This is a genomic window from Neptuniibacter sp. 2_MG-2023 (assembly GCF_030547495.1).
GTDB lineage: Bacteria > Pseudomonadota > Gammaproteobacteria > Pseudomonadales > Balneatricaceae > Neptuniibacter.
Genome location: NZ_JAUOQC010000003.1, coordinates 193,632 through 217,046, shown reverse-complemented (window position 1 = coordinate 217,046; position 23,415 = coordinate 193,632). Strand labels below are relative to the sequence as shown.

Annotated in this window: 20 protein-coding genes; 16 read left to right on the top strand and 4 right to left on the bottom strand. The window is 41.6% G+C overall.

Annotated elements, in window-relative coordinates; all coding sequences use genetic code 11:
• Positions 1-205: 205 nt before the first annotated feature.
• From Q4486_RS04855 to lhgO, 3 genes are all read left to right on the top strand, one after another.
• On the top strand, positions 206-1,237 hold the full coding sequence (locus tag Q4486_RS04855; RefSeq protein WP_303417131.1) for a TAXI family TRAP transporter solute-binding subunit: 1,032 nt from the start codon (positions 206-208) through the stop codon (positions 1,235-1,237).
• Positions 1,238-1,464: 227 nt separating this feature from the next.
• Positions 1,465-3,606, top strand: coding sequence for a TRAP transporter fused permease subunit (locus tag Q4486_RS04850; protein WP_303518557.1), 2,142 nt, complete (start codon positions 1,465-1,467; stop codon positions 3,604-3,606).
• 75 nt (positions 3,607-3,681) lie between these two features.
• On the top strand, positions 3,682-4,878 hold the full coding sequence (gene lhgO, locus Q4486_RS04845) for an L-2-hydroxyglutarate oxidase (RefSeq protein WP_303518588.1): 1,197 nt from the start codon (positions 3,682-3,684) through the stop codon (positions 4,876-4,878).
• Between the two features lie 22 nt (positions 4,879-4,900).
• Here lhgO and Q4486_RS04840 read toward each other — a convergent pair whose 3' ends face one another.
• A complete protein-coding gene (locus Q4486_RS04840) occupies positions 4,901-5,137 on the bottom strand; it encodes a hypothetical protein (RefSeq protein WP_303518556.1) in 237 nt (78 codons plus the stop codon).
• A 249-nt stretch (positions 5,138-5,386) separates the two neighbouring features.
• Complete coding sequence (locus tag Q4486_RS04835; protein WP_303417124.1) at positions 5,387-5,872, bottom strand: C40 family peptidase; 486 nt, start codon at positions 5,870-5,872, stop codon at positions 5,387-5,389.
• Positions 5,873-6,008: 136 nt separating this feature from the next.
• Between Q4486_RS04835 and rapA the strand changes: the two genes are divergently transcribed.
• Positions 6,009-8,882: an RNA polymerase-associated protein RapA gene (rapA, locus tag Q4486_RS04830; protein ID WP_303518555.1), complete on the top strand. Its 2,874-nt coding sequence runs from the start codon at positions 6,009-6,011 to the stop codon at positions 8,880-8,882.
• 46 nt (positions 8,883-8,928) lie between these two features.
• Here the strand turns inward: rapA and hrpB are convergent, their stop codons facing one another.
• Positions 8,929-11,457 (bottom strand): ATP-dependent helicase HrpB, encoded by a 2,529-nt coding sequence (hrpB, locus tag Q4486_RS04825; protein ID WP_303518554.1) that lies wholly within the window; start codon positions 11,455-11,457, stop codon positions 8,929-8,931.
• 144 nt (positions 11,458-11,601) lie between these two features.
• Here hrpB and Q4486_RS04820 point away from each other — a divergent pair, with 144 nt between their 5' ends.
• The 6 genes from Q4486_RS04820 to Q4486_RS04795 all read left to right on the top strand — a co-directional run bounded on the left by Q4486_RS04820 (position 11,602) and on the right by Q4486_RS04795 (position 17,045).
• A complete protein-coding gene (locus Q4486_RS04820) occupies positions 11,602-11,904 on the top strand; it encodes a hypothetical protein (protein WP_303417117.1) in 303 nt (100 codons plus the stop codon).
• 144 nt (positions 11,905-12,048) lie between these two features.
• Positions 12,049-12,651 carry a CBS domain-containing protein gene (locus Q4486_RS04815; protein ID WP_303417115.1) on the top strand — a complete coding sequence of 201 codons (603 nt, stop codon included), beginning with the start codon at positions 12,049-12,051 and terminating at the stop codon, positions 12,649-12,651.
• A 129-nt stretch (positions 12,652-12,780) separates the two neighbouring features.
• Entirely contained in the window at positions 12,781-13,938 is a 1,158-nt protein-coding gene (locus tag Q4486_RS04810) for a type III PLP-dependent enzyme (RefSeq protein ID WP_368500058.1), read from the top strand.
• A gap of 130 nt (positions 13,939-14,068) precedes the next feature.
• Complete coding sequence (locus tag Q4486_RS04805; RefSeq protein WP_303518552.1) at positions 14,069-14,959, top strand: sensor domain-containing diguanylate cyclase; 891 nt, start codon at positions 14,069-14,071, stop codon at positions 14,957-14,959.
• Positions 14,960-15,058: 99 nt separating this feature from the next.
• On the top strand, positions 15,059-15,535 hold the full coding sequence (locus Q4486_RS04800) for a DUF2947 domain-containing protein (RefSeq protein ID WP_303518551.1): 477 nt from the start codon (positions 15,059-15,061) through the stop codon (positions 15,533-15,535).
• Between the two features lie 736 nt (positions 15,536-16,271).
• Positions 16,272-17,045, top strand: coding sequence for a helix-turn-helix transcriptional regulator (locus Q4486_RS04795; protein WP_303518587.1), 774 nt, complete (start codon positions 16,272-16,274; stop codon positions 17,043-17,045).
• A gap of 35 nt (positions 17,046-17,080) precedes the next feature.
• On the opposite strand, the gene Q4486_RS04790 is transcribed toward Q4486_RS04795, so the two are convergent.
• Positions 17,081-17,341, bottom strand: coding sequence for a hypothetical protein (locus Q4486_RS04790; protein WP_303518550.1), 261 nt, complete (start codon positions 17,339-17,341; stop codon positions 17,081-17,083).
• A gap of 263 nt (positions 17,342-17,604) precedes the next feature.
• On the opposite strand from Q4486_RS04790, the gene Q4486_RS04785 reads away from it, so the two are divergent.
• The 6 genes from Q4486_RS04785 (at position 17,605) to Q4486_RS04760 (ending at position 23,406) form a co-directional block, all read left to right on the top strand.
• The gene (locus Q4486_RS04785) at positions 17,605-18,090 is read left to right on the top strand and encodes a peptidylprolyl isomerase (protein ID WP_067867066.1); all 486 of its coding nucleotides are present in this window, start codon (positions 17,605-17,607) and stop codon (positions 18,088-18,090) included.
• 175 nt (positions 18,091-18,265) lie between these two features.
• The gene (locus Q4486_RS04780) at positions 18,266-18,571 is read left to right on the top strand and encodes a hypothetical protein (RefSeq protein ID WP_303417104.1); all 306 of its coding nucleotides are present in this window, start codon (positions 18,266-18,268) and stop codon (positions 18,569-18,571) included.
• Positions 18,572-18,758: 187 nt separating this feature from the next.
• Entirely contained in the window at positions 18,759-19,679 is a 921-nt protein-coding gene (locus Q4486_RS04775) for a MoxR family ATPase (RefSeq protein ID WP_303417102.1), read from the top strand.
• A gap of 2 nt (positions 19,680-19,681) precedes the next feature.
• Positions 19,682-20,656, top strand: a complete 975-nt coding sequence (locus Q4486_RS04770; protein ID WP_303518549.1) for a DUF58 domain-containing protein — start codon at positions 19,682-19,684, stop codon at positions 20,654-20,656.
• Entirely contained in the window at positions 20,653-22,650 is a 1,998-nt protein-coding gene (locus tag Q4486_RS04765) for a DUF3488 and transglutaminase-like domain-containing protein (RefSeq protein WP_303518548.1), read from the top strand. The genes Q4486_RS04770 and Q4486_RS04765 overlap by 4 nt, the downstream gene beginning before the upstream one ends.
• 54 nt (positions 22,651-22,704) lie before the next feature.
• A complete protein-coding gene (locus Q4486_RS04760; RefSeq protein ID WP_303417096.1) occupies positions 22,705-23,406 on the top strand; it encodes a M48 family metallopeptidase in 702 nt (233 codons plus the stop codon).
• The last annotated feature ends 9 nt before the right edge of the window (positions 23,407-23,415 follow it).

The following is a 23,415-nucleotide window of genomic DNA, read 5'->3' as shown; positions in this document are numbered from 1 at the left end:
TAGCTGAAATAAGCTATTTTTTGCTTATATAGCCTGCTTTTGATAAGCGTAATTTTGCCTATTTTTATTGCCTTTAATGTTAATGATTATTAACTTGTTGAAATTTATGGTAAATATTTTATTTTTTAAGATGGCATTATGTTTGCTTGTTATAAATCGTGTAATAGATTTAATAATAAAACACCAAATGAAGAAGGGTTACAGGATGACAATAACAAAACGTACTTTTATCAAGGGTATGGGCTTAGCGCTTGCAGTGAGCACTGCAGTAGGAACGGCAGGCTTAGTTCAGGCAGCTGATGAGAGACACTCTTATATATTGGCAACAGCATCAACAGGTGGAACTTATTACCCGGTAGGTGTTGCGCTTGCAACGTTGACTAAAATTAAACTTGAGCCATCACATAAGATCTCCATGTCTGCGATTAACTCAGCAGGTTCAGGTGAGAACATTAAGTTATTGGGCGAAAACGAAGCTCAGTTTGCTATCCTGCAGGGTTTATATGGTGCTTGGGCTTGGAATGGCGAAGGTCGTCTTAAAGAAGCGGGTCCTCAGAAAAATTTACGTTCAGTAACTATGCTTTGGCAGAACGTAGAACAGTTTGTTATGAAAACTGATCATACGAAAACTGGCACGATTGCAGATATGAATGCATTAGCTGGTAAAAAGTTTTCTATAGGTAAAAAGAACTCTGGTACTGAAGGGTCTGGTAGAACAATCTTAAGCAACTTAAACATTGATGCTGATGGATTTAATCTTGCGTATATGGGTTACGGTGCATCAGCAGATGCATTGCAAAACGGTACGATTGAAGGGATGAATATCCCATCGGGTGTACCTACTTCAGCGATTACTCGTGCTTACGCTGCGTTAGGTAGCGACATTACGGTGCTTAACTTTACCGATGAGCAGATTAAGCAGGCGAATGGTAATTATAAGCTGTGGACGCCATATCATATCCCCGCTAATACTTACCCAGGTCAAAGCAAAGATATCAATACCATGGCTCAGCCAAACTTTTTGGCAGTACGTGATGATGTTTCGGAAGAAGATGTTTATTTGCTGACTAAAACAGTTTATGAAAATCTAGCATTCTTAAATGGTATTCATAAAGCGACTAAAGCAATGTCGTTAGAAAAATCTATCGCCGGTTTACCTGTGCCACTTCATGCAGGTGCTGCGCGCTACTACAAAGAGATGGGTATAGAGATACCTGATCACTTGATTGCTAAATAATTTGATTGGGAGGGAACTATTAATTTAGTGGGTTGTCCATTATTACAGCTCTCCTCCTACTTTTGGTTTGAAGTGTTCAGACCGGTGCAAACTTAGCTACCAGCGAGGTTAAGTTTGCGCCACCTATTTTTTATAACTACTCCAGCAATTGTTACCATCATTCTTCAGAATTGTAATCTGAGGTTATGGGGTTTTTGCGCATCGAATTTGTTTGAGCGATTAGAATTATGGCGACTGAAGCGAACGTAAATGATCAAGAAGATATTAGAGAAAAACTCAAAGGGCTAGAGCTTACGCAGCGTCCTGAGAACTCTGTCACTGGAAAAATTATTTATTGGGTAGGTGTCGCTTTTGCGTTGGCGCATATCTATTTCAACACATTAGGTACTTGGTCTGAGCTTTATGTTGCCGCCGTTCACTTTAGTGGCTTTGCATTTCTGTGTGCTTTGATGGTCCCTGTCTTTAATTCCTCGAATGTAGCTAAGCAGAAAGTCGCTTTAATATTGGATCTTTTGCTCGGTGTTGCCGCAGTTGCTTGTGCGTTGTATTTAATTGGTTTTGAAGATGCTCTCTATGATAGAGGGGTTAAGTTTGTCCAATGGGACTGGGTCTTCTCTATAAGCGCTATCTTTATCGCTTTGGAAATGGCTCGAAGAACAACAGGTTGGTTTATTCCATCAATGATTTTAGTGGCTTTGACCTATGTTTTTTGGTGGGGTCAATACATTGATGGTATGTTCGGTTTTGCCGGCCTTAGTTTAGAAACCTTGCTCTACCGTTCCTATTTTTCGTCTGAAGGTATGTTTGGCCAGATAGCTCGCATATCTTGGACCTATGTTTTCATGTTTATCTTATTCGGTGCCTTTTTAGTTAAGTCAGGTGCTGGCGATTTTATTATTGATCTTTCCCGTTGCGCTGCAGGCCGTTTTGTTGGTGGGCCTGGCTTTGTTGCTGTACTAGGGTCTGGTTTGATGGGTTCAGTTTCTGGATCATCAGTTGCTAACACAGTGTCCACGGGTGTGATTACCATTCCATTAATGCGAAAAGCGGGCTTTCCTGCGCGTTTTTCAGCGGGCGTAGAAGCGGCTGCATCAACAGGTGGGCAGCTAATGCCACCCGTGATGGGGGCTGGTGCATTTATTATGGCATCCTATACGCAGATCTCTTATCTCGATATTATTGCGATCGCGGCTTTACCTGCATTCTTGTACTTTTTATCGGTTGGCTTCTTTGTTCGTGTAGAAGCTAAACGTAGTCATGCTCATGCTGTCGAAATAGATACTCGCACTTTAGGTGAAGTATTTAAGGGGGGCTGGCATTTCTTACTGCCTCTGGTGGTCTTAGTTTCCTTGCTGGTTTATGGTTTTACACCCACTTACGCCGCTGGTATTTCAATTATTTCGGTCGTGGTTTCATCTTGGTTATCTAAGCACCCTATGGGAATCAAAGAGATTCTTGATTCTCTCGCCCAAGGTTCACGGAATATGGCGACCACAGCGATGTTGCTTATCTCTGTCGGCTTAGTTGTTAATGTAGTTGCAATGACGGGGATCGGGAATACCTTCTCACTTATGGTGACTGAATGGGCAGGGGGTAGCTTATTAATCACTTTAGTTTTGATCGCACTCGCTTCACTAATCTTAGGTATGGGGCTGCCGGTAACGGCTGCTTATATTGTTTTGGCAACGCTTTCAGCGCCGGCACTTTATGGATTAATGGCCGAAAGCCGTTTGTTGGATTTGATCGTGACCGGCACGCTACCTGATGCCGCCAAAACCATATTTATGTTAATTGATATGGATAAGGTGAGTTTATTATCGGCACCGATGAGTGAGGTCGATGCTAAGGCATTATTGAGCTCTATACCGGCTGATTTTAAAGGTCAGTTACTAGATCAAGCTTTGGCTCCTGAAGCCTTAGCGATGATTTTGTTGTCTGCTCATATGATTATTTTCTGGTTATCTCAGGATTCCAATGTAACTCCACCTGTTTGTTTGACTGCTTTTGCGGCGGCTGCGATCGCTAAAACACCGCCAATGGCGACAGGCTTTACTGCATGGAAGATTGCTAAAGGTTTGTATGTAGTTCCTTTGCTTTTTGCTTATACCAATTTTATTGGTGGTACTACGGCAGAGGTGTTAAGCATATTTGTCTTTGCGGTCTTTGGTCTATATGCTTTTGTTGGCTTTATGGAAGGCTATCTAGAAGGGCCGTTGAATATAGTGATGCGAGCTTTATGCGGCGTATGTGCTATCGCTCTTTTGTGGCCCCATGATCAAATGTTGGTAAGTTTGGCAGGGGGAGCGGTCTTTATTATGATCTTTATGTTTAGTCGAAAAGCGGATAAAGATGCTCTTCAAGCTGTGTAAGCACTTGGATAGTTATTGGGTTAGTTACTTGGTTTAATGGCAGGGGGTTTTGTGGCACTAGGTTCAGAACAAGAGATTTATGATTTTATTGTCATTGGTGGTGGGATTTTAGGCATGTCAACTGCGTGGCAGTTGCAGCAAAAGTATCCTGACAGATCTGTTCTTGTTCTAGAGAAAGAATCTAGTGCTGCACAGCATCAAACGGGACATAACTCAGGTGTGATTCATGCTGGTGTTTATTATAAACCCGGTAGTTTGAAAGCTAAATTTTGTAAGGATGGGAATAAAGCGACTAAGGCTTTTTGTCTTGAGAACGATATTCCTTTTGATCAGTGTGGAAAGTTATTGGTTGCTACAGACCAAGCTGAATTGGAAAGAATGCAAGCGCTGATCACTCGTTGTGCTGACAATGGTATTGAGATTGAGGTGCTAGATCAGCAAGCGCTGAAAACTAAAGAACCCCATATTCAGGGCGTAGGTGCGATATTTGTACCCTCAACGGGGATTGTGAACTATACCCAGATTACTCAGCGGATGGGGGATCTTGTAGCGTCAGCAGGTGGCCAGATCCACTTTAATACAGCTGTGACAGAGATCGAAGAGTTTGCAGATCGTGTGACGGTTTATACGGAAGGTAAACGCTTTCATAGTCGCTATTTAGTGGCGTGTGCAGGCTTACATTCTGATAGAGTCGTTGAAATGATGGGGTTGGAGCCTGATTTTCGAATTATTCCGTTCAGGGGTGAGTATTATCAGTTATCGTCTAAGCATAATCAGATCGTAAATCATTTGATCTATCCAATCCCTAATCCCGATCTACCTTTTTTAGGTGTTCATTTAACACGAATGATTGATGGTTCTGTGACTGTAGGGCCAAATGCCGTGTTAGCCTTTAAGCGGGAAGGGTATAAAAAAACCGATATAAGCTTGAAAGATAGTTTCCAGATGCTGACTTATCCAGGAATGATCAAGTTACTGGTTAAGCATTTTAGAGCGAGTCTTTCAGAGCTGAAAAACTCCATCTCTAAAAAAGGTTACCTACGTTTAGTTCAGAAATATTGTCCAGAGCTAACCGTGAATGACCTAGAGGCTTATCCAGCGGGTATTCGTGCTCAAGCTGTTGCAAAAAATGGCGATGTTATAGATGACTTCTTGTTTATGAATACAAGTCGTTCACTCGCCGTTTGTAATGCTCCTTCTCCAGCAGCTACTTCAGCTATCCCTATTGGTAAACATATCGTTGAGAAAGTTTCATTATTGGTGGATCTATAACCATTGTTATTTATACGGTTATTTATACGTCAAATCGGGTAAAAGGGACCTGTCCATTTTTTGTGCTGAAGTGCCTACTGTCGAATAACTGACGGGGTGCGTCGCAGGTTTTACTGATTCGGTAATTAGCTGCCAGTAACTGTTTACAAATATCGCACCAAGGCTTAACTCCCTCTTTACCTAACTCATTTAATTGTTCAGGGGATGGGTAACCTTGGCTATTTTTAATGGTTTCTACACACTTCTCGCAACTCTTCATCCTAGATCGCCTTTTATTATTGTAATTGCATTTGTTGATTATTAGTGCGCGGGCTATTTTAGACCACATAAAAAATAAGGCTATAAGAATAATTCTTAATTGTTTTGTTCTTTTATTAAAGGGTCGAGTTGAGAGGGTTCTCCCATCTGTTATTAGATGAGAGCGCTCTTGCAAAAAAAATAGTGATAATAATCTGCTGCAGGAATGATCTTTTTCGTCATTTTTTTGAAAGTAGGTAAACGATCCGTATTATTTTTTTGGGCGTACTGCCGTCCAGTAATGTTGTTTCCAATAGGGGTTATCTAACCGGCTTAATGTCACGCCTTGGCTGGTGGATGCATGAAGAAAAATGCCCTGTTCAACATAGACACCTACATGTCGTTGTTTATTACCGCCTAGTTTGAAAAACACAAGGTCGCCGGGAATTAGCTGATGTTGTTTAACCTTTATACCGCTATCTACTTGTGCGATTGTCGTTCGAGGTAAATGCTGTCCAAAAATTGTTTTATAAGTAAGTTGGGTAAAGGCCGAGCAATCAACCCCTTGACGTGATTGGCCACCCCAGCGATAGGGGGTGCCTTTCCAGCTTTTATGTTGACCTAAAAGAGCATTAGCAACGGGCGATTGAGGTTGAATGTTAACGGTTGCCGTTGATGTACGAGTGGAATAAGAGCTACAGCCCTGTAGAATAAGAATCAAAAATAGTAGTAGGTTAATTGAGCGTAAATTTATCATGAGTCCTCTTTAAATGGGCGCTAGAATATTGGCTTAGAGTATAACCCCAACTAATATGTACTAAACAGATTGGCTTTCTAAGCGTAACTGCCTATTATGCCCACCTATTTCCACAGTCTCTAGAAAGCGATTTATCATGACCGAAGATTTTCAGATTGGCCAGCGTTGGTATAGTTACACAGAAGCGGAGTTAGGTTTAGGTGTAGTTACTGAACTGGTAGATCGACGTGTAGATATTTTATTTCCTGCCACAGGAGAAGAACGTACCTATGCACAAAACAATGCTCCTCTGAGCCGTATTGTTTACCCTATAGGCGATCAGATCACGGATGATAACGGCGTTTCAGTCATTGTCACACAGCATGAAGAGAGTAAAGGTTGTGTTATCTACTTTGGGGATGATGAAAACGGGGATGAGCAAATTATTCATGAAGCCTCCCTTGAAAGTTCAGTTCACTTTAGTAAACCTTATGAACGTTTGTTTGCAGGCCAGATAGATAAACTGCGTCATTACGAATTAAGATTAGAAACCTTAAAGCATCAGCATAATCATCAGCAATCCGCAGCTTATGGTTTATTGGGGCCGCGGGTTCAATACTTACCCCATCAATTTTATATAGCCTCTGAAGTAGGTCAGCGAATAGCGCCTAGGGTTCTGTTGGCGGATGAGGTTGGTTTAGGGAAAACCATTGAAGCGGGCTTGATCATTCATCAACAGCTCGTAACAGGGCTGGCTAGCCGTATCCTTATTATTGTACCGGATAGCTTGATTCATCAGTGGCTAGTGGAGATGCTGCGCCGCTTTAATCTACACTTTTCTATTTTGGATGAAGGGCGCTGTTTAGATAGTGAAGGTAATCCGTTTGAGGATGCTCAGCTTGTTTTAAGCCCACTCTCTTTATTTACTCGCGATGAAAAATATTTAGATCAAGCCGTCCAAGCGGGTTGGGATCTAATGGTGGTGGATGAAGCACATCATTTAGGATGGAGCGAAGAGGGGGCAAGTCATTCCTATCGTTGTATCGAATCTTTAGCGCTTAAAGTTAAAGGTTTATTGTTGCTGACAGCTACGCCTGAGCAGTTAGGTATTGAAAGTCATTTTGCACGTTTACGTCTTCTTGATCCCGATCGTTATTACGATTTAGAAAAATTCATCACAGAAGAGCAGGACTTTAAATGTGTTAACCAATTAATTGAGACCCTACAGGCTCCCGATAGTTGGCATGATGCGTTACAAGATCAAGTATTGATTGCACTGCTGAATAAGTATTTGGGCGATGATATTGCTGACCTACTTGCTCAACATAAAGATGATGATAGTGAGGAACGGGCAGAATTAATCGATAAAACCGTCCGAGCGCTATTAGATCAGCATGGCACAGGGCGTGTCTTGTTCCGTAATACCCGTGAAAGTGTTCAAGGCTTCCCGCAGCGTAAGTTACATATTTATCCTTTGTCGTTACCACAAGCCTACGCAGATATTATTGATTCTGCATCGATGGAACGCCGCTTACATCCTGAAACGCTTATTGCTGATGGGCAGGGCTCCGCATGGTTGTTAGAAGATAACCGCGCGGACTGGTTGATCAAATGGCTAGATGATTACAAAGGCGAGAAGATACTCGTTATCTGTGCCCATGCGCAAACGGCGATAGCGTTGGAAAAGCAGTTGCGTTTATTTGAAGGACGACGAACAGCACTTTTCCATGAAGGTATGAGTCTTGTTGAGCGTGATAGAGCTGCCGCTTACTTTGCCGATAGTGAACAAGGGGCGCAGCTGCTGATCTGTTCAGAAATTGGTAGTGAAGGCCGTAACTTCCAGTTTGCTCATCATATGGTGATGTTTGATCTGCCGATGAATCCAGACCTTCTTGAGCAACGTATTGGGCGTTTAGATCGTATAGGACAGCTTAAAGACGTTAATATCCATGTACCTTATTTTGCGGATAGCTCCCAAGAGGTTCTATTGCGTTGGTACGCTGAAGGGCTAGGTGCTTTTGAGCAGGTTTGTCCCACCGGGCAAAGCTTAATGCAGCAGTTTGCGTCTGACCTACACCACTGTATGGAAAATACAGAGGATCAAGCGGGTATTGATCGCTTAATTAAAGAAACCTCTCATAGCCAGCAGGCATTACTTGAAGAGTTGCAGCAGGGGAGGGATCGTCTTCTGGAGTTAAACTCCTGTAATACATCAGTGGCTGAAGCTTTGCTGGATGCTGTTGAAGAGGATAGCCAGCCTGGAACTTTGTCATCCTATATGGGCCGCGTGTTTGATCATTTTGGCGTAGAGCAGGAGAGCACAGGTATCAATGGTGTCATCCTCCACCCAGGTGATCATATGCTCAGCAGTCATTTTCCAGGTTTGCCTTCTGATGGTATGACAGCGACATTTCAGCGTAATGAAGCGCTATCACGTGAAGATATGCATTTCCTTAGTTGGGAGCACCCAATGGTCTCCGGTGCAATGGAGATGATGCTTGAAGGCAGTTACGGAAGCTCAACGCTTTGTACGATGAAGCTCTTGCCGCTCAAAGCGGGTAGCTTATTAATTGAAGCGGTCTTCCGAGTGCATTGTATCTCTGATAAATCACTACAGTTGCAGCGTTACCTATCAGAAGCTTGTGTGCGGCGTGTGATTGATAGTAATGGTAATGATTTGACTGATGTTATTACGGAGCAACATTTTGCGAGCTTAGGTAAGCGGGTTGGTAAAAATGTGGCGTATAATTTGGTTAAGCATACCCGCGAAGATATTAGTGCTTTGGTTGCTAAACTTGAGACACAAGTGGAAGAAAAGGGCGAGCAGTTAATGACTGATGCGCTTGAGATGTTAAAACGACAGCAACGTGCAGAGAAAGATCGTCTTGTTGCTCTGGCTAAAGTGAATCCAAATATTCGTCAGGAAGAGCTTGAAGCACATGATCAATTGACAGCTCATCTTGTGGATGCGCTACAGGAAGGTGCTTTGAAAATGGATGCTATACGAGTAGCAGTTATTACTCACGAGTAATTTGAGGAATGCTTTTAATAAAAGAAGCTAGCTCTTGCTAGCTTTTTTATGTCGTTTTCTTTTTTGTTTTTGCAGTAGGTAGCGCTTGTAAGGGGTTATCTGGCCAAGGGTGCTTAGGGTAGCGTCCTTTCATATCTTTTTGTACCTCACTATAGGCGTTGCTCCAGAAACTTTTCAGATCTTGTGTTACTTGCAGAGGCCGTTGTGCAGGTGATAATAAGTGCAGTTGCAGAGCTGTGTTATGAGCAATCGTTGGTGTTGTCTCGCAGCCAAACATCTCCTGTAGTTTTACAGCCAGTACTGGTGGTGTTTGAGAATAGTCGATTTTGATATTAGAGCCGGAGGGAACGCGATACCGTTCAGGTGCGAGTTCATCAAGCTGCTGAGGTAATGGCCAAGGCAGTAGCGCAAGAAGAATATTTTTTAAATCTAATTGCTTAAGGTCACTTAGGCGGGAAATATTATTTAGAAACGGCGCTAACCATATTTCTAAATTCTCCAGTAACCACTGATCGGTCAAGTCTGGCCAATTGTGTTCCAGCCCCCCTTGTTTGGAATTATTTGTGTTGCTGCGATAGAGAAAGTTTACTCGGTCACGCCACTGATTAAGTTCGTTATTCCAAGGTAAAATGTTGATGCCTTGTTGGCGTATATAACTCAATGTTGCATTGATTATAGCCTCTTTTGATGGTGACTTAAGGGGCTCCTTTTTTACAATGATTTGGCCAATGCTGAGCTGTTTTTCAGCAATAATTCTATTTGAATCCCATCTGATTACTTCATTGATTGAGGTTGAGTCAGTTAAATACTGCGCTATATGTGTAGGGTTTAATATTCCTGCAAGGGGGATAAAGTCAGTTGAGGAACTCTCCTTCCCTATAACTATACCGGCAGTAATCCATGGGCTGGTGGCTAAATTATCGGCTTTAAATAAGCTAGCAGCTCTGCCATTACTGAGCTTGTAAGTGGAGCTTCCTTTGCTGCGTTGTTTAGCCACGCGGTCTGGGTAGGCGAAGGCTAAGAGTAAACCGGCTTGTTGTTCTGATTGTATATGGGTATTGGTTTGTTCAGAGGAGAACGATTGGCACAGTTTTAAATAGTGTTTTGCCTGTTTATGTAAGCGTTGCCATAATGTTTTATGTTGCTTAGGTTTTTCTGTAAGCCAGTCTAATCGGATATTAATATCTGCCCCTGAATCGCGAAAAGGGTCTTTCTCCATAAGTAGAGCAGCAATAAAACAAGCTTTCTCGACTAATCCTATTTGCGCTCCTCTTATCAGCATATGACTAATACGCGGATGTGCCGGTAAGGAAGCCATTAACTCTCCATGTTTGGATAGATGCCCACTGCTATTAAATGCGCCTAGTTGTGCTAATAGCGCTTTGGCTTGTTGGTAGGCACCTGTGGGTGGTTGGTCTAACCAAGAGAGGGTTTCTGGGTCGTCTATTCCCCAGCTAGCGAGCTGCAGGGCTAAGCCTGTTAGGTCTGCTTGTAGAATATCCGGTGTACTAAAGGAACTTAGTTGCGCATGTTCCGATTCGCTCCACAAACGATAGCAGATTCCGGGGGCTAGTCGACCTGCGCGGCCTGCTCGTTGTGTAGCTGCAGCTTTGGAAACCGGTCGAGTAAAGAGTGTCGTCATTGCCGTATTAGGATTGTATTTTGCTTCACGGCTGAGGCCACTATCTATAACAACGGTCACGCCTTCTATCGTTAAACTGGTTTCTGCGATACTGGTGGCGAGCACAACCTTTCGTTTACCTATAGGAGCAGGGTTGATCGCTTGTTGCTGTTGTTCTAATTTAAGATCTCCGTACAGCGGTGCAATAATAACTTGATCAAGTATCTGAGCTTGTAAAGCGTCTATTAAAAGGTTTTCGACCTGTCTTATCTCTCGGATACCTGGTAGAAAGCATAAAATACTGCCTTCTTGTGTGGTGATTGCGTCTAATAGGGTATTAACTACATGTTGTTCTAACCAAGTTCCCTGTTTTGCTTTTCCTGTGTAAATAAATGAAACAGGATAGGATCGCCCTTCACTTTGAATGAGGGGAGCATTGTTGAGCAATTTCGCAATAGCGTCTCCATTAAGGGTTGCTGACATAATAAGTAGTTTAAGCGGTGTGTCATCCCGAAAAATAGTGCGTGCTTCTTGGCATAATGCCAAACCTAAATCAGCGTCTAGGCTGCGTTCGTGAAATTCATCGAAAATAATGAGGCCATAACCTTCAAGACTTGGATCTGCTTGGAGTAAGCGTGAGAGTATGCCTTCGGTTACGATTTCAATGCGCGTTTTAGCACTGATCTTTTGTTCTAATCTAATGCGGTAACCAACAGTTTCTCCCACTTGCTCGTTGAGCAGATTAGCCATGCGTGAGGCCGCATTTTTTGCTGCTAAACGTCTAGGTTCTAACATCAGTATTTTCTGTGTTTGTAACCAAGGCTCATTAAGTAGAGATAAAGGGACTTGAGTTGTTTTACCTGCACCGGGAGGAGCTTCAAGTATGGCTTCATCATGCATATTGAGTGCATTTTTTAGGGGGGTAATAACAGCTTGAATCGGCAGTGATGACATATTGATCGCATTTTTGATTTTATGCCCATATTCTAACAGTTTTATTGAATGAATTTAGCTATACCGTTTTACTCTGCACCGAGTGACGCTACAATTACACGACAGTGTTTTTCTATTTTATCTTTAAACTGTCAAGGAGCCTTAATGGCTGGGAATTTTCAAGGTCGCAAAGGCGGCTACAAAAAAACACCAAAACTAGCCGGTCGTGGTGTATTAGAAAGCGTAGAAACTGACGGCCCTCATACAGAGTGGGTTGGTATGCCACCTTATTATATTCATAACATCGTTGTTGATGGTGAGAAGTACTCTTATATGTCTTCAGATAAAGAGTTGGAGATTGCTTTAGGTAAGAAAGTCACTTTTCGTTATAAGGAAACCAGCAAAGGTAACTTTATTGATAAGCGTTCGTTAGGCGTTGTTATTGATCCAAGTGAATTGGGATATTAAGCATTTTTTCCTCATAGTAGAAAGCAGCATTCGCTGCTTTTTTTGTTTTTATACGGTGTGTATTTTATATCAATAATTATCGCTTTTAGCGCAAACTTTCTGAATTGTACTATCCTGAATTAAAACCGATGTTAGGGGTGATTTATGCTTCAGGAATTCAAAAACATAAGACTGTTTGACGCCGCTGAGGTTGACTATATTCTGTCGCCCGACAATAAGGCGATCCCCACTAATTTGTACAGCCCTGCACTCGATGTATTTACTGACTTTGTTAATATTAAGCCTGTCACGGTTTCGGAATCAATGCCGGTCCTTGAAGCACTTGAGTATATGAAGAGTCAGCATGTACGGTTACTTTTTGTATTAGATAATAAAGATGCTTTTGCTGGAATTATTACTGCTGGTGATGCTGGAGGGCGAAAAGTGATGGCCTTTATGCAGAAAAACCAAGTAAGCAGGGAGCAGGTACAAGTTAGACACATCATGCTAAGTAAATTTAATATTAAAACACTTACCTATACTCAACTTTGTGATGCTCGTGTAGGTGATGTGATGCTAACAATGAAAGATTCGGGTGATCAGCATGTGGTTGTTATTGATGAAAGTACAGCTGGTGTTTTAAGAGTTAGAGGCATTATCTCTTCAAGTGATATTTCCCGAAGACTTAAAATTAGTTTTGACATAATGTATGAAGCAAAAAGTTTTGCTGAAATAGAGAATGCCCTTACTCAAAACGGTGGTTTTTAAAAGGATGAAAAAGTAATTTTATAACGCTGGACTTGTTAATCTAAACCTTACTATACTTCGCAAAATTTCACTGTTAGGTTCGTCTAGCGGACTTTTATCATCAACTCTATTTCTGTGGTGCCATTGCGCATGAACTTACCTGAGCATTTTAGCCAGTCAGCTGCAGAGCGTCTGAAGTTATTAACTGAAAAGCATCCGACACCTTTTTTGGCGTTGGACCTCTCTATTATTAAAAACCGTTATGTTGAATTGGAGCAAGGTTTTCCTGACGCGGACCTCTTTTATGCGGTCAAAGCGAATCCCGCTAATGAAGTAATACAGTTGTTGGCTGAGTTAGGTTCCAGTTTTGATATAGCTTCACCTCAGGAGCTTGATAAGGTTCTTAAACAGGGCGTTTCTCCTGATCGAATGAGCTATGGCAATACAATAAAGAAAGCCTCCGCGGTTAAGTATTTCTTTGAAAAAGGAGTACGCCTTTATGCGACAGACTCTGAAGCTGATTTACGAAATATTGCGCTTAATGCACCGGGATCACAAATTTATATACGTGTATTAACGGATGGTTCTGAAGGCGCCGACTGGCCACTTTCCCGTAAGTTCGGCTGTAATCCAGAAATGGCAATTGAGTTAGCGGTGTTAGCGAAAGATTTAGGACTTCAGCCTTATGGTGTTTCATTTCATGTCGGTTCACAGCAGAGAGATATTGATGTTTGGGATGGGGCTATAGCGAAGGTAAAAATCATCTATGAACGTCTGAGTACTGAATATGGTATTAATCTAGGAATGATTAATATGGGCGGCGGCTTTCCCGCTAACTATATTCAAAAAACGAATGACTTTTCCACTTATGCAGAAGAAATTCAGCGTTTTCTAGCGGAAGACTTTCCAGACAATCTACCTAGAGTTATTCTTGAACCTGGACGCTCTTTAGTTGGTGATGCGGGTGTTATTGTTTCTGAAGTTGTTTTGATCTCTAGGAAATCGACTACAGCTTTAGAGCGTTGGGTTTATACAGATGTAGGCATGTTTAATGGTTTAATCGAAACCTTAGGTGAGGCGATCAAATATCCGCTAGCGACGTCTAAGGAGGGGCCTGTCGAAGAGGTGATTCTTGCCGGACCTACCTGCGATAGTGTCGATATTATGTATGAGCAGCATAAGTATGAGTTGCCGTTATCACTAGAAATAGGGGATTACGTCTATTGGTTTTCAACGGGTGCTTACACGACAAGCTATAGCTCTATAGAGTTTAATGGCTTTCCTCCGTTGGACTACCATATTCTTTAAGTTGAGTTCTACTGCTTATTAATTGATAACATTGCCATAAAATTGATCAAACGGGTTGTTCCTTGCGAGGCAAACAGCTATCTTTTTGATATGCCGATTTTAATTGTCTGGTTTGGTTGGAGAATATTGGATGTCCGATAAACAGATTCATGCACGTTATGATGCTCTTTTAACAGCAACAGCGGATGCTGTTATGGTGATAGAACCTACAGGTCTGATCATGGCGTGTTCTACGGGAGCTGCTGACTGGTTAGATAAAGACGCCATTATAGGGCGCAAACTAGAAGATATTTTTCCCGTAGATATCAATAGTGAGATCACTGCCGCAGCGGTAAAAGCGATTGATACCTCAACGGTGATCAAAGTTGATTTCCAACTTCGTCCTGAGCATGTGCCTGTACTGCGAGAACAAGGTTTACATGAAACTAAGTGGATTGAGTTACGTTGCTCATCGGCTAATGACGAAGTTGTTGTGGTCTTGAGAGATATCTCTGATAAACGACGTTTGGAACGCCAAGTGACCAGTCAGGCTCAGCGTGATCCATTGACGGGTGCCTATAATCGCAGAGCATTAAAGCCAGTTTTAGAACAGGCTGTTGCGCAAGCGCAACGTTATGATTGGGTCTGTAGCTTGATGGTAATTGATGTAGACAATTTCAGTGATCTTAATGATAATTTCTCATGGGATTGTGGTGATCAAGTTCTTCAGCAATTAGTCACCTCCGTACATAGTATGAAAAGAACATCTGATTTTTTAGCCCGTTACGGCGATGATCAATTTGTTATGTTTATGCCGGAAACGAATCATGATCAAGGCATGGCAGCAGGGCAGCGTGTTCGACGGATTATGGAGGAGATGGAAATCCCTTATGCTGCAGGTGATGTTCATTTTACGGTGAGTGTCGGTGTGGCGGCATTACATGGGCCTGAAGATGATCCTGATAACATGCTTCGGCGTGCGCTAGAGAATTTGTTTATAGCGAAGCAGAGTGGCCATAATCGAGTTGAAGGTGAAGCTTAGTTGTTGCTCCTCTTGTTAGGATAGAAGGGAGCTATATGCTCCCTTTTTTTTAAGCCTTTATTAACTCTCTGTTCAAAAGAATATACCTAAGAGTCTCTAATGAATTATTTACCAATGGAAAAATATACTAAGGCTTGGATCTTTAGACATAAAGACTTGCCTATCTCTACTGAAGATCTGGAGGAGATAAAACCCCTCTCAGAAAAGAGAGCTGAGCAGATTTGGTCTGAGCATATTAGTCGCGGCTGTTCTCATCCTGAACATTTTTCAGGCGATGATTGGGTCGGGCAAGATAAAAACTGGGTAGATAAGGATTATTGGCAGTCAGCTTGGGATTCAAGTAAGGAAGCGTTGCCCCCATTGCTTGAGGAGTTTCTAGGCAATTGGGACGATAATGTAACGGTTTATTTTTGTTATCAAAGTGACCATATTCTTGAGACTAAATGGGGCATTTTCCGTCATCATTGGAAGAATTTCTTGTTTTTCGATAATGGTCCGATCTTATTAGGCCGTAAGCGCAGAGAGGTTGTACAGTTTTTTGATAATGGAAGTTACCGTATCGGACAGCGTCCATAGTTTCTTTGGATTTGATTTAGTTAGCGTTAAGCTCTTTTGTATCGACCTTTCCCGATGCTTCTCCCCTAGAGCTTAACTTCTCCATGATTTCGTATTCCCTCTTCAGGCTTCATACTTGCCCCTCTACTTTAGCTCAAATGGGCTATAATTATTTGTAAGAAGGCTAGGCTTAATTAAGGTGCAGTTAAGTCTATTTGTTAATACTTAATGTTTTAAATATGTTCAGCCTTTCTATTAACTCAGTCGTTTTCTTATTAAGAACCTATTATTAAAGTTTGTTTGAATTTTGGACTAGGTTTAAATCTCCCTTTTTAAAAAAGGGGAATGGTTTTACTTATATAACCTTACAATATGTAAGTGAAAATTATGGATCTATACTGATCTAAATAGTATGTTTTGTATCTAAATCATAGTAATTTAGTATGGTATGAAAAATGGTTAATTTAGCTGAGTAGTACATAAATCAATGTTTTTACGGTGATTTTGTAGCATTATATTAGATAAGGCTAAAAATCAGACTCTATACTATAGGTTTTGGTACTTCTGCATATTTTTAATAAGCTTATTATTAGAGTGTGGCTAGGGTATTGATTATAAAGTCCGAAATTAACATCAGTATTGTAAAACTATTTTTGTTTGAATCCTTTAGTTGTAAGTGTATTCGATTGTATAAAATGGATTTTATAACCCCCCTAGTTTAAGGGCTAACATTTAGAGGGAGTGTTGAGTGCAAAATATGGAAAACTTTATTTCACAGCTAAAAAAAGAACCTGCGTTTCAGGAAGCTTCTGTGCTTGCTTTTGAGTGTACTTGGGAGAAGCTGTTACATGAGATTGATGAACTGCTTACTCAGCTTGGTTTTGTATATTTCACTTATTCGGTTTTAACAAGGGGGGTCATTAACCCTAGTTCAGAAAGCCAGAAGCAGCGATGGGATAGCGGTAGTGATATTGTGGGATCTTTGCCTGATGCTGTGGTTAAAAGTTATTACAAAGATATTGCCCAACATGATCCATTGTGGAATGTTTTACCGTCTATAACTACACCGTTTCTAGTGAGTTCATTGGATGGTGGGCAGGGGACGTTGTCTGAGAATTTTTGGTTGAAACAGGGAATATCATCTAGAGCCTATATCCCGATGAAGAGTAAGAGCAGTCGTTATTGGTTCCATTACTTTAGCCTGTTTCATAAGCTCCCACCTCAAGAGTTTGATGTATTTTTTAATCGTATAAGTGAATGGCTGGTGCCTATGCTGTCTCGCTATCACGAGCTTCTTCAGGTGGTTTGTGAGCAAGAGCAGAATCCATATCTAAAATCAGAGGTGTTATCACCAACCTGTCGCCAGGTAATATTAATGACTGCTCAAGGTATGCCTGTTAAGCGAATAGCTGATAAATTGGCGCTGACGGAAGAGGGTATTACCTACCATATTACTCGTGCTAAGAAAATCTTTGGTGCAAAGAACAAAACTCATCTTGTTGCAATGATGTACGAAGTTGGATTGCTGTAGGTGAACAGGTATTCTAACTATTAAGTTGAGAACAACTAACGCTGATTGCTTCGTAGATCTGTTGCAGTCGGCGTTTTGTTTTCAGCCGCAATGATAGTGGAGGTGTTTTGCTTAGGTGCCCCCATAAACTCCCCGCCACTGATGATTTCCCATTCAGCATCGTGTTTATGCAAATAAGCATAACAACAGCAGCACTTATACAGTTCACTACCTTTTAATTCGCTGATTTTTTTAAGTGCAGCGTGTGGTTTATTGTGTAGCACTAAGTTGTAACAAAGAGTGCATGCATTTTCCATTGGTCGTCCCTCGATGAGTTCCTTTCCCCTACCAATTAAAACTAGCACACAACTTTTAAAATGAGTCTAAGAAAAATTCCTATTTTTCCCACTGTTTATGAAAAATATTCAGTAAGGTGATAAGGGCACTGGTAGCGAAATCAGTCAGACGGTATTATTTAGCTTTTAATCATTTGGGTAGCTCTTTGCTTTTTAAGGCCCGCTATGACGTAGGGTTATGGTGCCAATTAATACAGCAAGTTCCCGTTATAAGAGATTTGTTTATGCAAATTGCTGAAAATTTGGTCGCACTGATTCACTACACCCTTAAAAATGAAACGGGAGAAGTTCTGGATTCTTCTGCGGGTCAAGAACCACTATCCTTTGTTTGTGGAGCTAACAACATTGTTTCTGGTCTTGAAAATGCATTATTAGGGAAAGTTGTAGGCGATAAACTAGATGTTGTCGTGAAGCCTGAAGAGGGTTACGGCGATATCCGTGAAGAGCTTGTTCAAAAAGTAGATCGCGCAAATTTTGAAGGTATCGATAATATTGAAGTCGGTATGCAGTTTATGGCTGAAGCTCCTTGGGGACAGCAACCTGTAACGGTTATTGCGGTAGAAGAGAAAGAAGTTACTCTTGATGGAAATCATCCCCTTGCCGGTCAGACTTTGCAGTTTAGTGTAGAAGTTACAGACGTGCGTGAAGCAACTGAAGATGAGTTAGCTCATGGTCATGTACATGACGAAGGTTGTAATCACGATCACTAATATTGAGTATGAGATGATAAAGCCCGGTTGTCCGGGCTTTTTTCTTATATGGACTAGGGTGTGCCTGTTTTTATCGTTTATTAGCTATGCTTAGGAGGCTTGGTTAACTGGAATTATGCCGGTCAGTTTTTCATTGCAGCTACATTAGATCTTAACCTAATTGTGGAGGCGGAAGGTGGACATTAATTACTTACAAAAGCTAAAAGAGCAACAAAGAATTAAAGCTGTAAATTTTATTGAGGCGGGCCATTCACCCATTGTTATTGAGGTTGAGTATCTGCATCAGGGCGAGGTTGTTAAAGCCTTACTTAAGGATGAAGAGGGCATTGTCACTGCCTACAATCACCTTAAAGAGGGATATGATGTTTGTTTAAAAGCGGGCATCCATTCAGCCAATTTGATACAGATAGAGACAGACGAAGAGGTTTGTCGATCAGAGTATGCGAATTACCATAGGCAATTGATCCCTTTAACGTTTTAGAATGTGTTCGGGTGCTGTACTGTTATATATCTTAGGACATGATTTTCTTCTGATTGTAGTCTCAGGGCGGCGGGGATCTAGCAATTAGGAATGATGCCTGTTTGTGTGTTTTCGACTATTAAAAAAGTCGCTTTCTTTTAGAATGAGAATATTACTAATTTTCTTTTTTTGTTGGAGTCAGGGGTTAATGAGAGACAAACTGAAGCAACTGATCGATAGTGTGGGGGAAATTCTTTACGGTAAAGAGGAACAGATCAAACAAGCGGTGACTTGTTTGATTAGCGGGGGGCATCTGTTAATTGAAGACCAACCAGGGATGGGGAAAACATCTTTGGCCCACGCATTAGCACAAGTGATGAGTTTGGACTTCCAACGACTTCAGTTTACAAGCGATATGTTACCGGCTGATATTATAGGTGTATCTATATTCAATGGTAACAGTGGGGAGTTTGTTTACCATAAAGGACCTGTTTTTACGCAACTGTTATTAGCTGATGAGATCAATCGGACAACGCCTAAAACGCAAAGTGCGCTTCTAGAAGCGATGGAAGAGGGGCAAGTCAGTGTTGAAGGCGAAACCTATAGTTTGCCCACTCCCTTTTTTGTTATAGCAACTCAAAACCCGATTTCTCAATACGGCACATTTCCACTTCCTGAATCCCAACTCGATCGTTTTCTTATGCGAATTCAATTGGGGTATCCGAGTGAGAAGGCTGAACGTGAGCTATTAGTCGGTGGTGATGCAAGAAAAAAAATACCTAGCTTAACGCCCTGTTTAACCCCAGCTGAGCTGCTCGAGCTGCGGGATTTGTGCTCAGAGGTTAACGTATCCGGTAGCGTGTTAGATTATATTCAGCGTCTTATACGTTTTACCCGTGATGCCACTCATTTTGAGTTCGGTGTCTCGCCTAGAGGAAGTTTAGCCTTATTGAATACTGCGAAAACTTGGGCGTTTTTACATGGCAGGGACTACGTCGTGCCTGAGGATGTTCAAGCTATGCTACAGCCTGTATTTGCCCATAGGCTGCGAGGGGTAAAAGAGAGTGGCGAATATGCTGGTGAGGGGTATATTAAAAAAATATTAACTCAAGTAGATGTATTGGCTTAGCTATGTTGAGTCTGTTGTTTAAGCCTATTGTCGAGTTATCTGAACGTTGGGCGGTTAACAGAAGGCCTAAAGGCCGTTTAATCGAGTTAAATCAAAGAAGTATTTTTATCTTTCCTACCTTGGCGGGCTGGGCTTATTTAGCGGTTTGCTTCGTCTTATATTTAGTTGCAACAAACTATCAGAATAATCTTATCCATGCGGTGTCTTTTCTATTAATTGCGTTAGGTGTTTTGGCAATCCATTACACTTTTTTTAATTTATCGGGTTTATGTATTTCTGCTGTTAAAGCAGGGCATTGTCATGTAGGTGAATTAGCTGAATTTAAGCTAAAAATCTATGCGAATAATCTAAGAAATTATGAAAATGTGTTTCTGTGTTGGCGTGGGGAGCGGGACGGTCAGAGAATATATCTAGATAAAACACGAGAAAAAAACCTATCTCTTTATGTAATGGCAAAAAAGCGAGGCTACCTTACCCCACAGGTACTTAAGCTTGAAACTGTTTTTCCGTTTGGCTTGTTACGGGCATGGAGTTGGGTCGAGCTGGATCTTACAGCAATTGTTTATCCTAAACCTGAAGAAGGCAGATTACCGACGTCTTTTGACGATAGTATTGATGGTCGGCAAGGGAAAGAGAATGCAGGGGATGATTTCTCAGGGTTAGATGAATATCGACCTGGTTCATCCTTACGGCACATCGCTTGGAAACAATACGCCCAAGGGCGGGGCTTGTTAACTAAAAATTATGTTGGCCAAGAGAGTAAAGAGATCTGGTTGTCATGGCGGGAATGGCCTGAACTATCAACAGAAGATCGCTTATCTGTTATGACATATTGGGCGCTTGAGTGTGAACATCATTATCGTGAATATGGACTGCACCTTCCTAACTTATCAATTCAACCCGCTACGGGGCCTGAGCATTTAAATAATATATTAGGTGAACTGGCATTATTTAAAGCTGAGGGATCTCTGCAGTGAATGATCAGCAGCTAACGCGCACCGCTTTATTGTGGCAATTACTGAGTGTGGTTATTGTTACATTACCCCATATATCGCATCTGCCTTACTGGATTACTCTTGTTGTGATTTTATGCATTGTTTGGCGCCTGATGGTTTATTTAGGGCGCTGGTCACTGCCTCCTAAGTGGTTGAAAACCTGCTTAGTCTTAGCCGCAGGTGTCGGTGTATTGGCGAGTTATAAAGAAGGGGGAGGGATCAGTGTAACGGTTGCATTGCTTGTTGTTGGTTTTGGTCTGAAGGTCATCGAACTCTATCATCGGAGAGATTCCTTAATAGTGCTCTATGTCGCTTACTTAGTTGCTTCAACCATCTTTCTTTTTAGTCAAAGTGTGGGAACAGCGATCTATGTGATCCTTGCCATTATTATCGTTACAAGTGCTTTGATGAGTACTAATTTATCGCGAGAGACCGGTTTTATATATCCGTTGAAACGCTCTGTTTTAATGCTTATCCCCGCTTTCCCTCTTATGGTTGTGTTATTTATTGGTATGCCTAGGTTAGGCCCTTTGTGGGAAGTCGGTTTAGATAAATCTGCGGCTAAAACTGGGTTAGCTGACACGATGACACCGGGTGATATAACCCGTTTAACACGTTCAGCAGAGGTTGCTTTTCGGGTGCGTTTTGATGGGGATGTTCCAGATCAAACACAGTTATATTGGCGCTCAATTGTACTGTCTGATTTTGATGGACGGGGCTGGTTAAAGGATGAAGAGAAGGTGCCTAAACTGCCACGAAATCGCGACATTAAAGAGACTGGAACCTTTCAGTACGAAGTGATTTTAGAGTCGAATCAGAGAAACTATATTCCTGTATTGGACTACCTTTCCGCATGGCCAAGTGAGCTGAATGCTTATGCTGACATGACACTTGCTTCCAAAACTAAGATCTTAAATCGAGAGCAATATAAAATATCTTCGCGCTTAGATCGTGGTTTTGGTTTAGATAAAACCGCAGATGATTTTGCAAAGGAACTGCATATCCCTCTTGGGAACAATGAGGCGAAGCGCTTAGCTTCCAGCTGGTGGCAGGAGTCTGCGACGCCCCAAGCGTTTATAGATAAAATGAAGCAGTATTATCACCAAAATTTTAACTACTCGTTAACCCCCCCTCCGTTAGGTGATGACAGCATTTCAGAGTTTTTATTTGAGACTAAGACCGGGTTTTGCGGTCACTTCGCGAGTGCAAGTGCATTTTTATTAAGATCGGTTGGTATTCCTGCACGTGTGGTCACAGGCTATCAGGGAGGTGAGTGGAACCCTTATGAAAACTATTTCTTAGTACGTCAATATGATGCTCATGCTTGGATTGAGGCCTGGTTCCCTGAGCAAGGCTGGGTGCGTATGGATCCTACGGCTTGGGTTGCTCCTGATCGAGTTGAGAAGCCAGCAGATGATATTTTGTCGAAAGACAATGCATTTTTACAAGATAATTTGTTAAGTGCATGGAGTATTTCAAATAATCAAATACTGATGCAGATACGGCATAGAATTGAGGCATTGAATTATGGCTGGCATCGCTGGGTACTCAATTATCACCACCAACAAAAGGGCTTGCTAGAACATTTATTAGGGGCATTGTCACCTCTGAAGCTTGCTCTGTTCCTGTTGATTCCCTTTTCGCTTGTTATCTCACTGACCTTGTTGCTCTTGAATTACAAAAAGAAACGATCTGCAAATCCATCAGATAATATGATTAATGCCCTATCAGCATACTTCGCAAAAGAAGATATGGCTCGGCGGACGGGGGAGACCGTTACCCATTATTGCGATCGCCTCGCACAATATAAGCCTGAGTATGCTGAATCTTTTATTCGAGTTTCAACCTTATATGAAGATATAGAATATGGACAAGTGTGTGATGCTCATAGATTAACGCAACTGAAGCAGGAGATAGGATATTGCCTTAACGTTAACAAGAACCTATTAGTCCGTTTACAGTGGTTTTTAACTTAGCAAACAGACTTTTTACATCGACTTTAATGACTATTTTTTGCAGTGATCTCTGTTATGAATGATCTTATAAACCCTGCTAGTTACCGGATAATACGCAGCAGAAAAAGAAAAACGGCGGCTATCCGAATTAGCGAGAAGGGCGTAGAGGTTAGAGTGCCGCATTGGGTGTCCGATCTATGGGTACGTAATTGGGTACAAAGCAAAGAGGTATGGATTCGCCAAAAAAGTGAGAAACTCAGCAGTGAATTAGCTGAAGGTTGTTTAAAGGTCGCTGACGGAGCAATGTTCCCCTACAAGGGGGAGTACTATGCAATTACTTGGGATATTGGTCCAAAAAATAGAGTCAGTTTAGATGATCAAAAACTGAATATATGCATCACCAATCGCTCTAAAAAAGCAGTAGAGGAACGAGTGAAAGCCTGCTTACAAGCCTGGTATAAAACTGAAGCTGAAAGCTATTTTTCTGAGCGTATTGTGTATTGGCAAAATATTATGGGATTACGGTCTAACTCATTGATTATAAAAAATTATAAAAGGCGATGGGGGAGCTGTACAAGTAAAGGTGATATCTCTTTGAATTGGCGACTGATCTTTGCTGAACAATCGTTGATCGATTATGTCCTGATCCATGAACTTGCGCATTTAGTGCATTTAAATCACCGTCCTGAGTTTTGGCAATTAGTTGAAAAATATTGCGAAAATTGGAAAGAATGCAGAGATAAGCTACAAAAGTGTACAAGTTGGATACTTTGGTAGTGGGTGGCT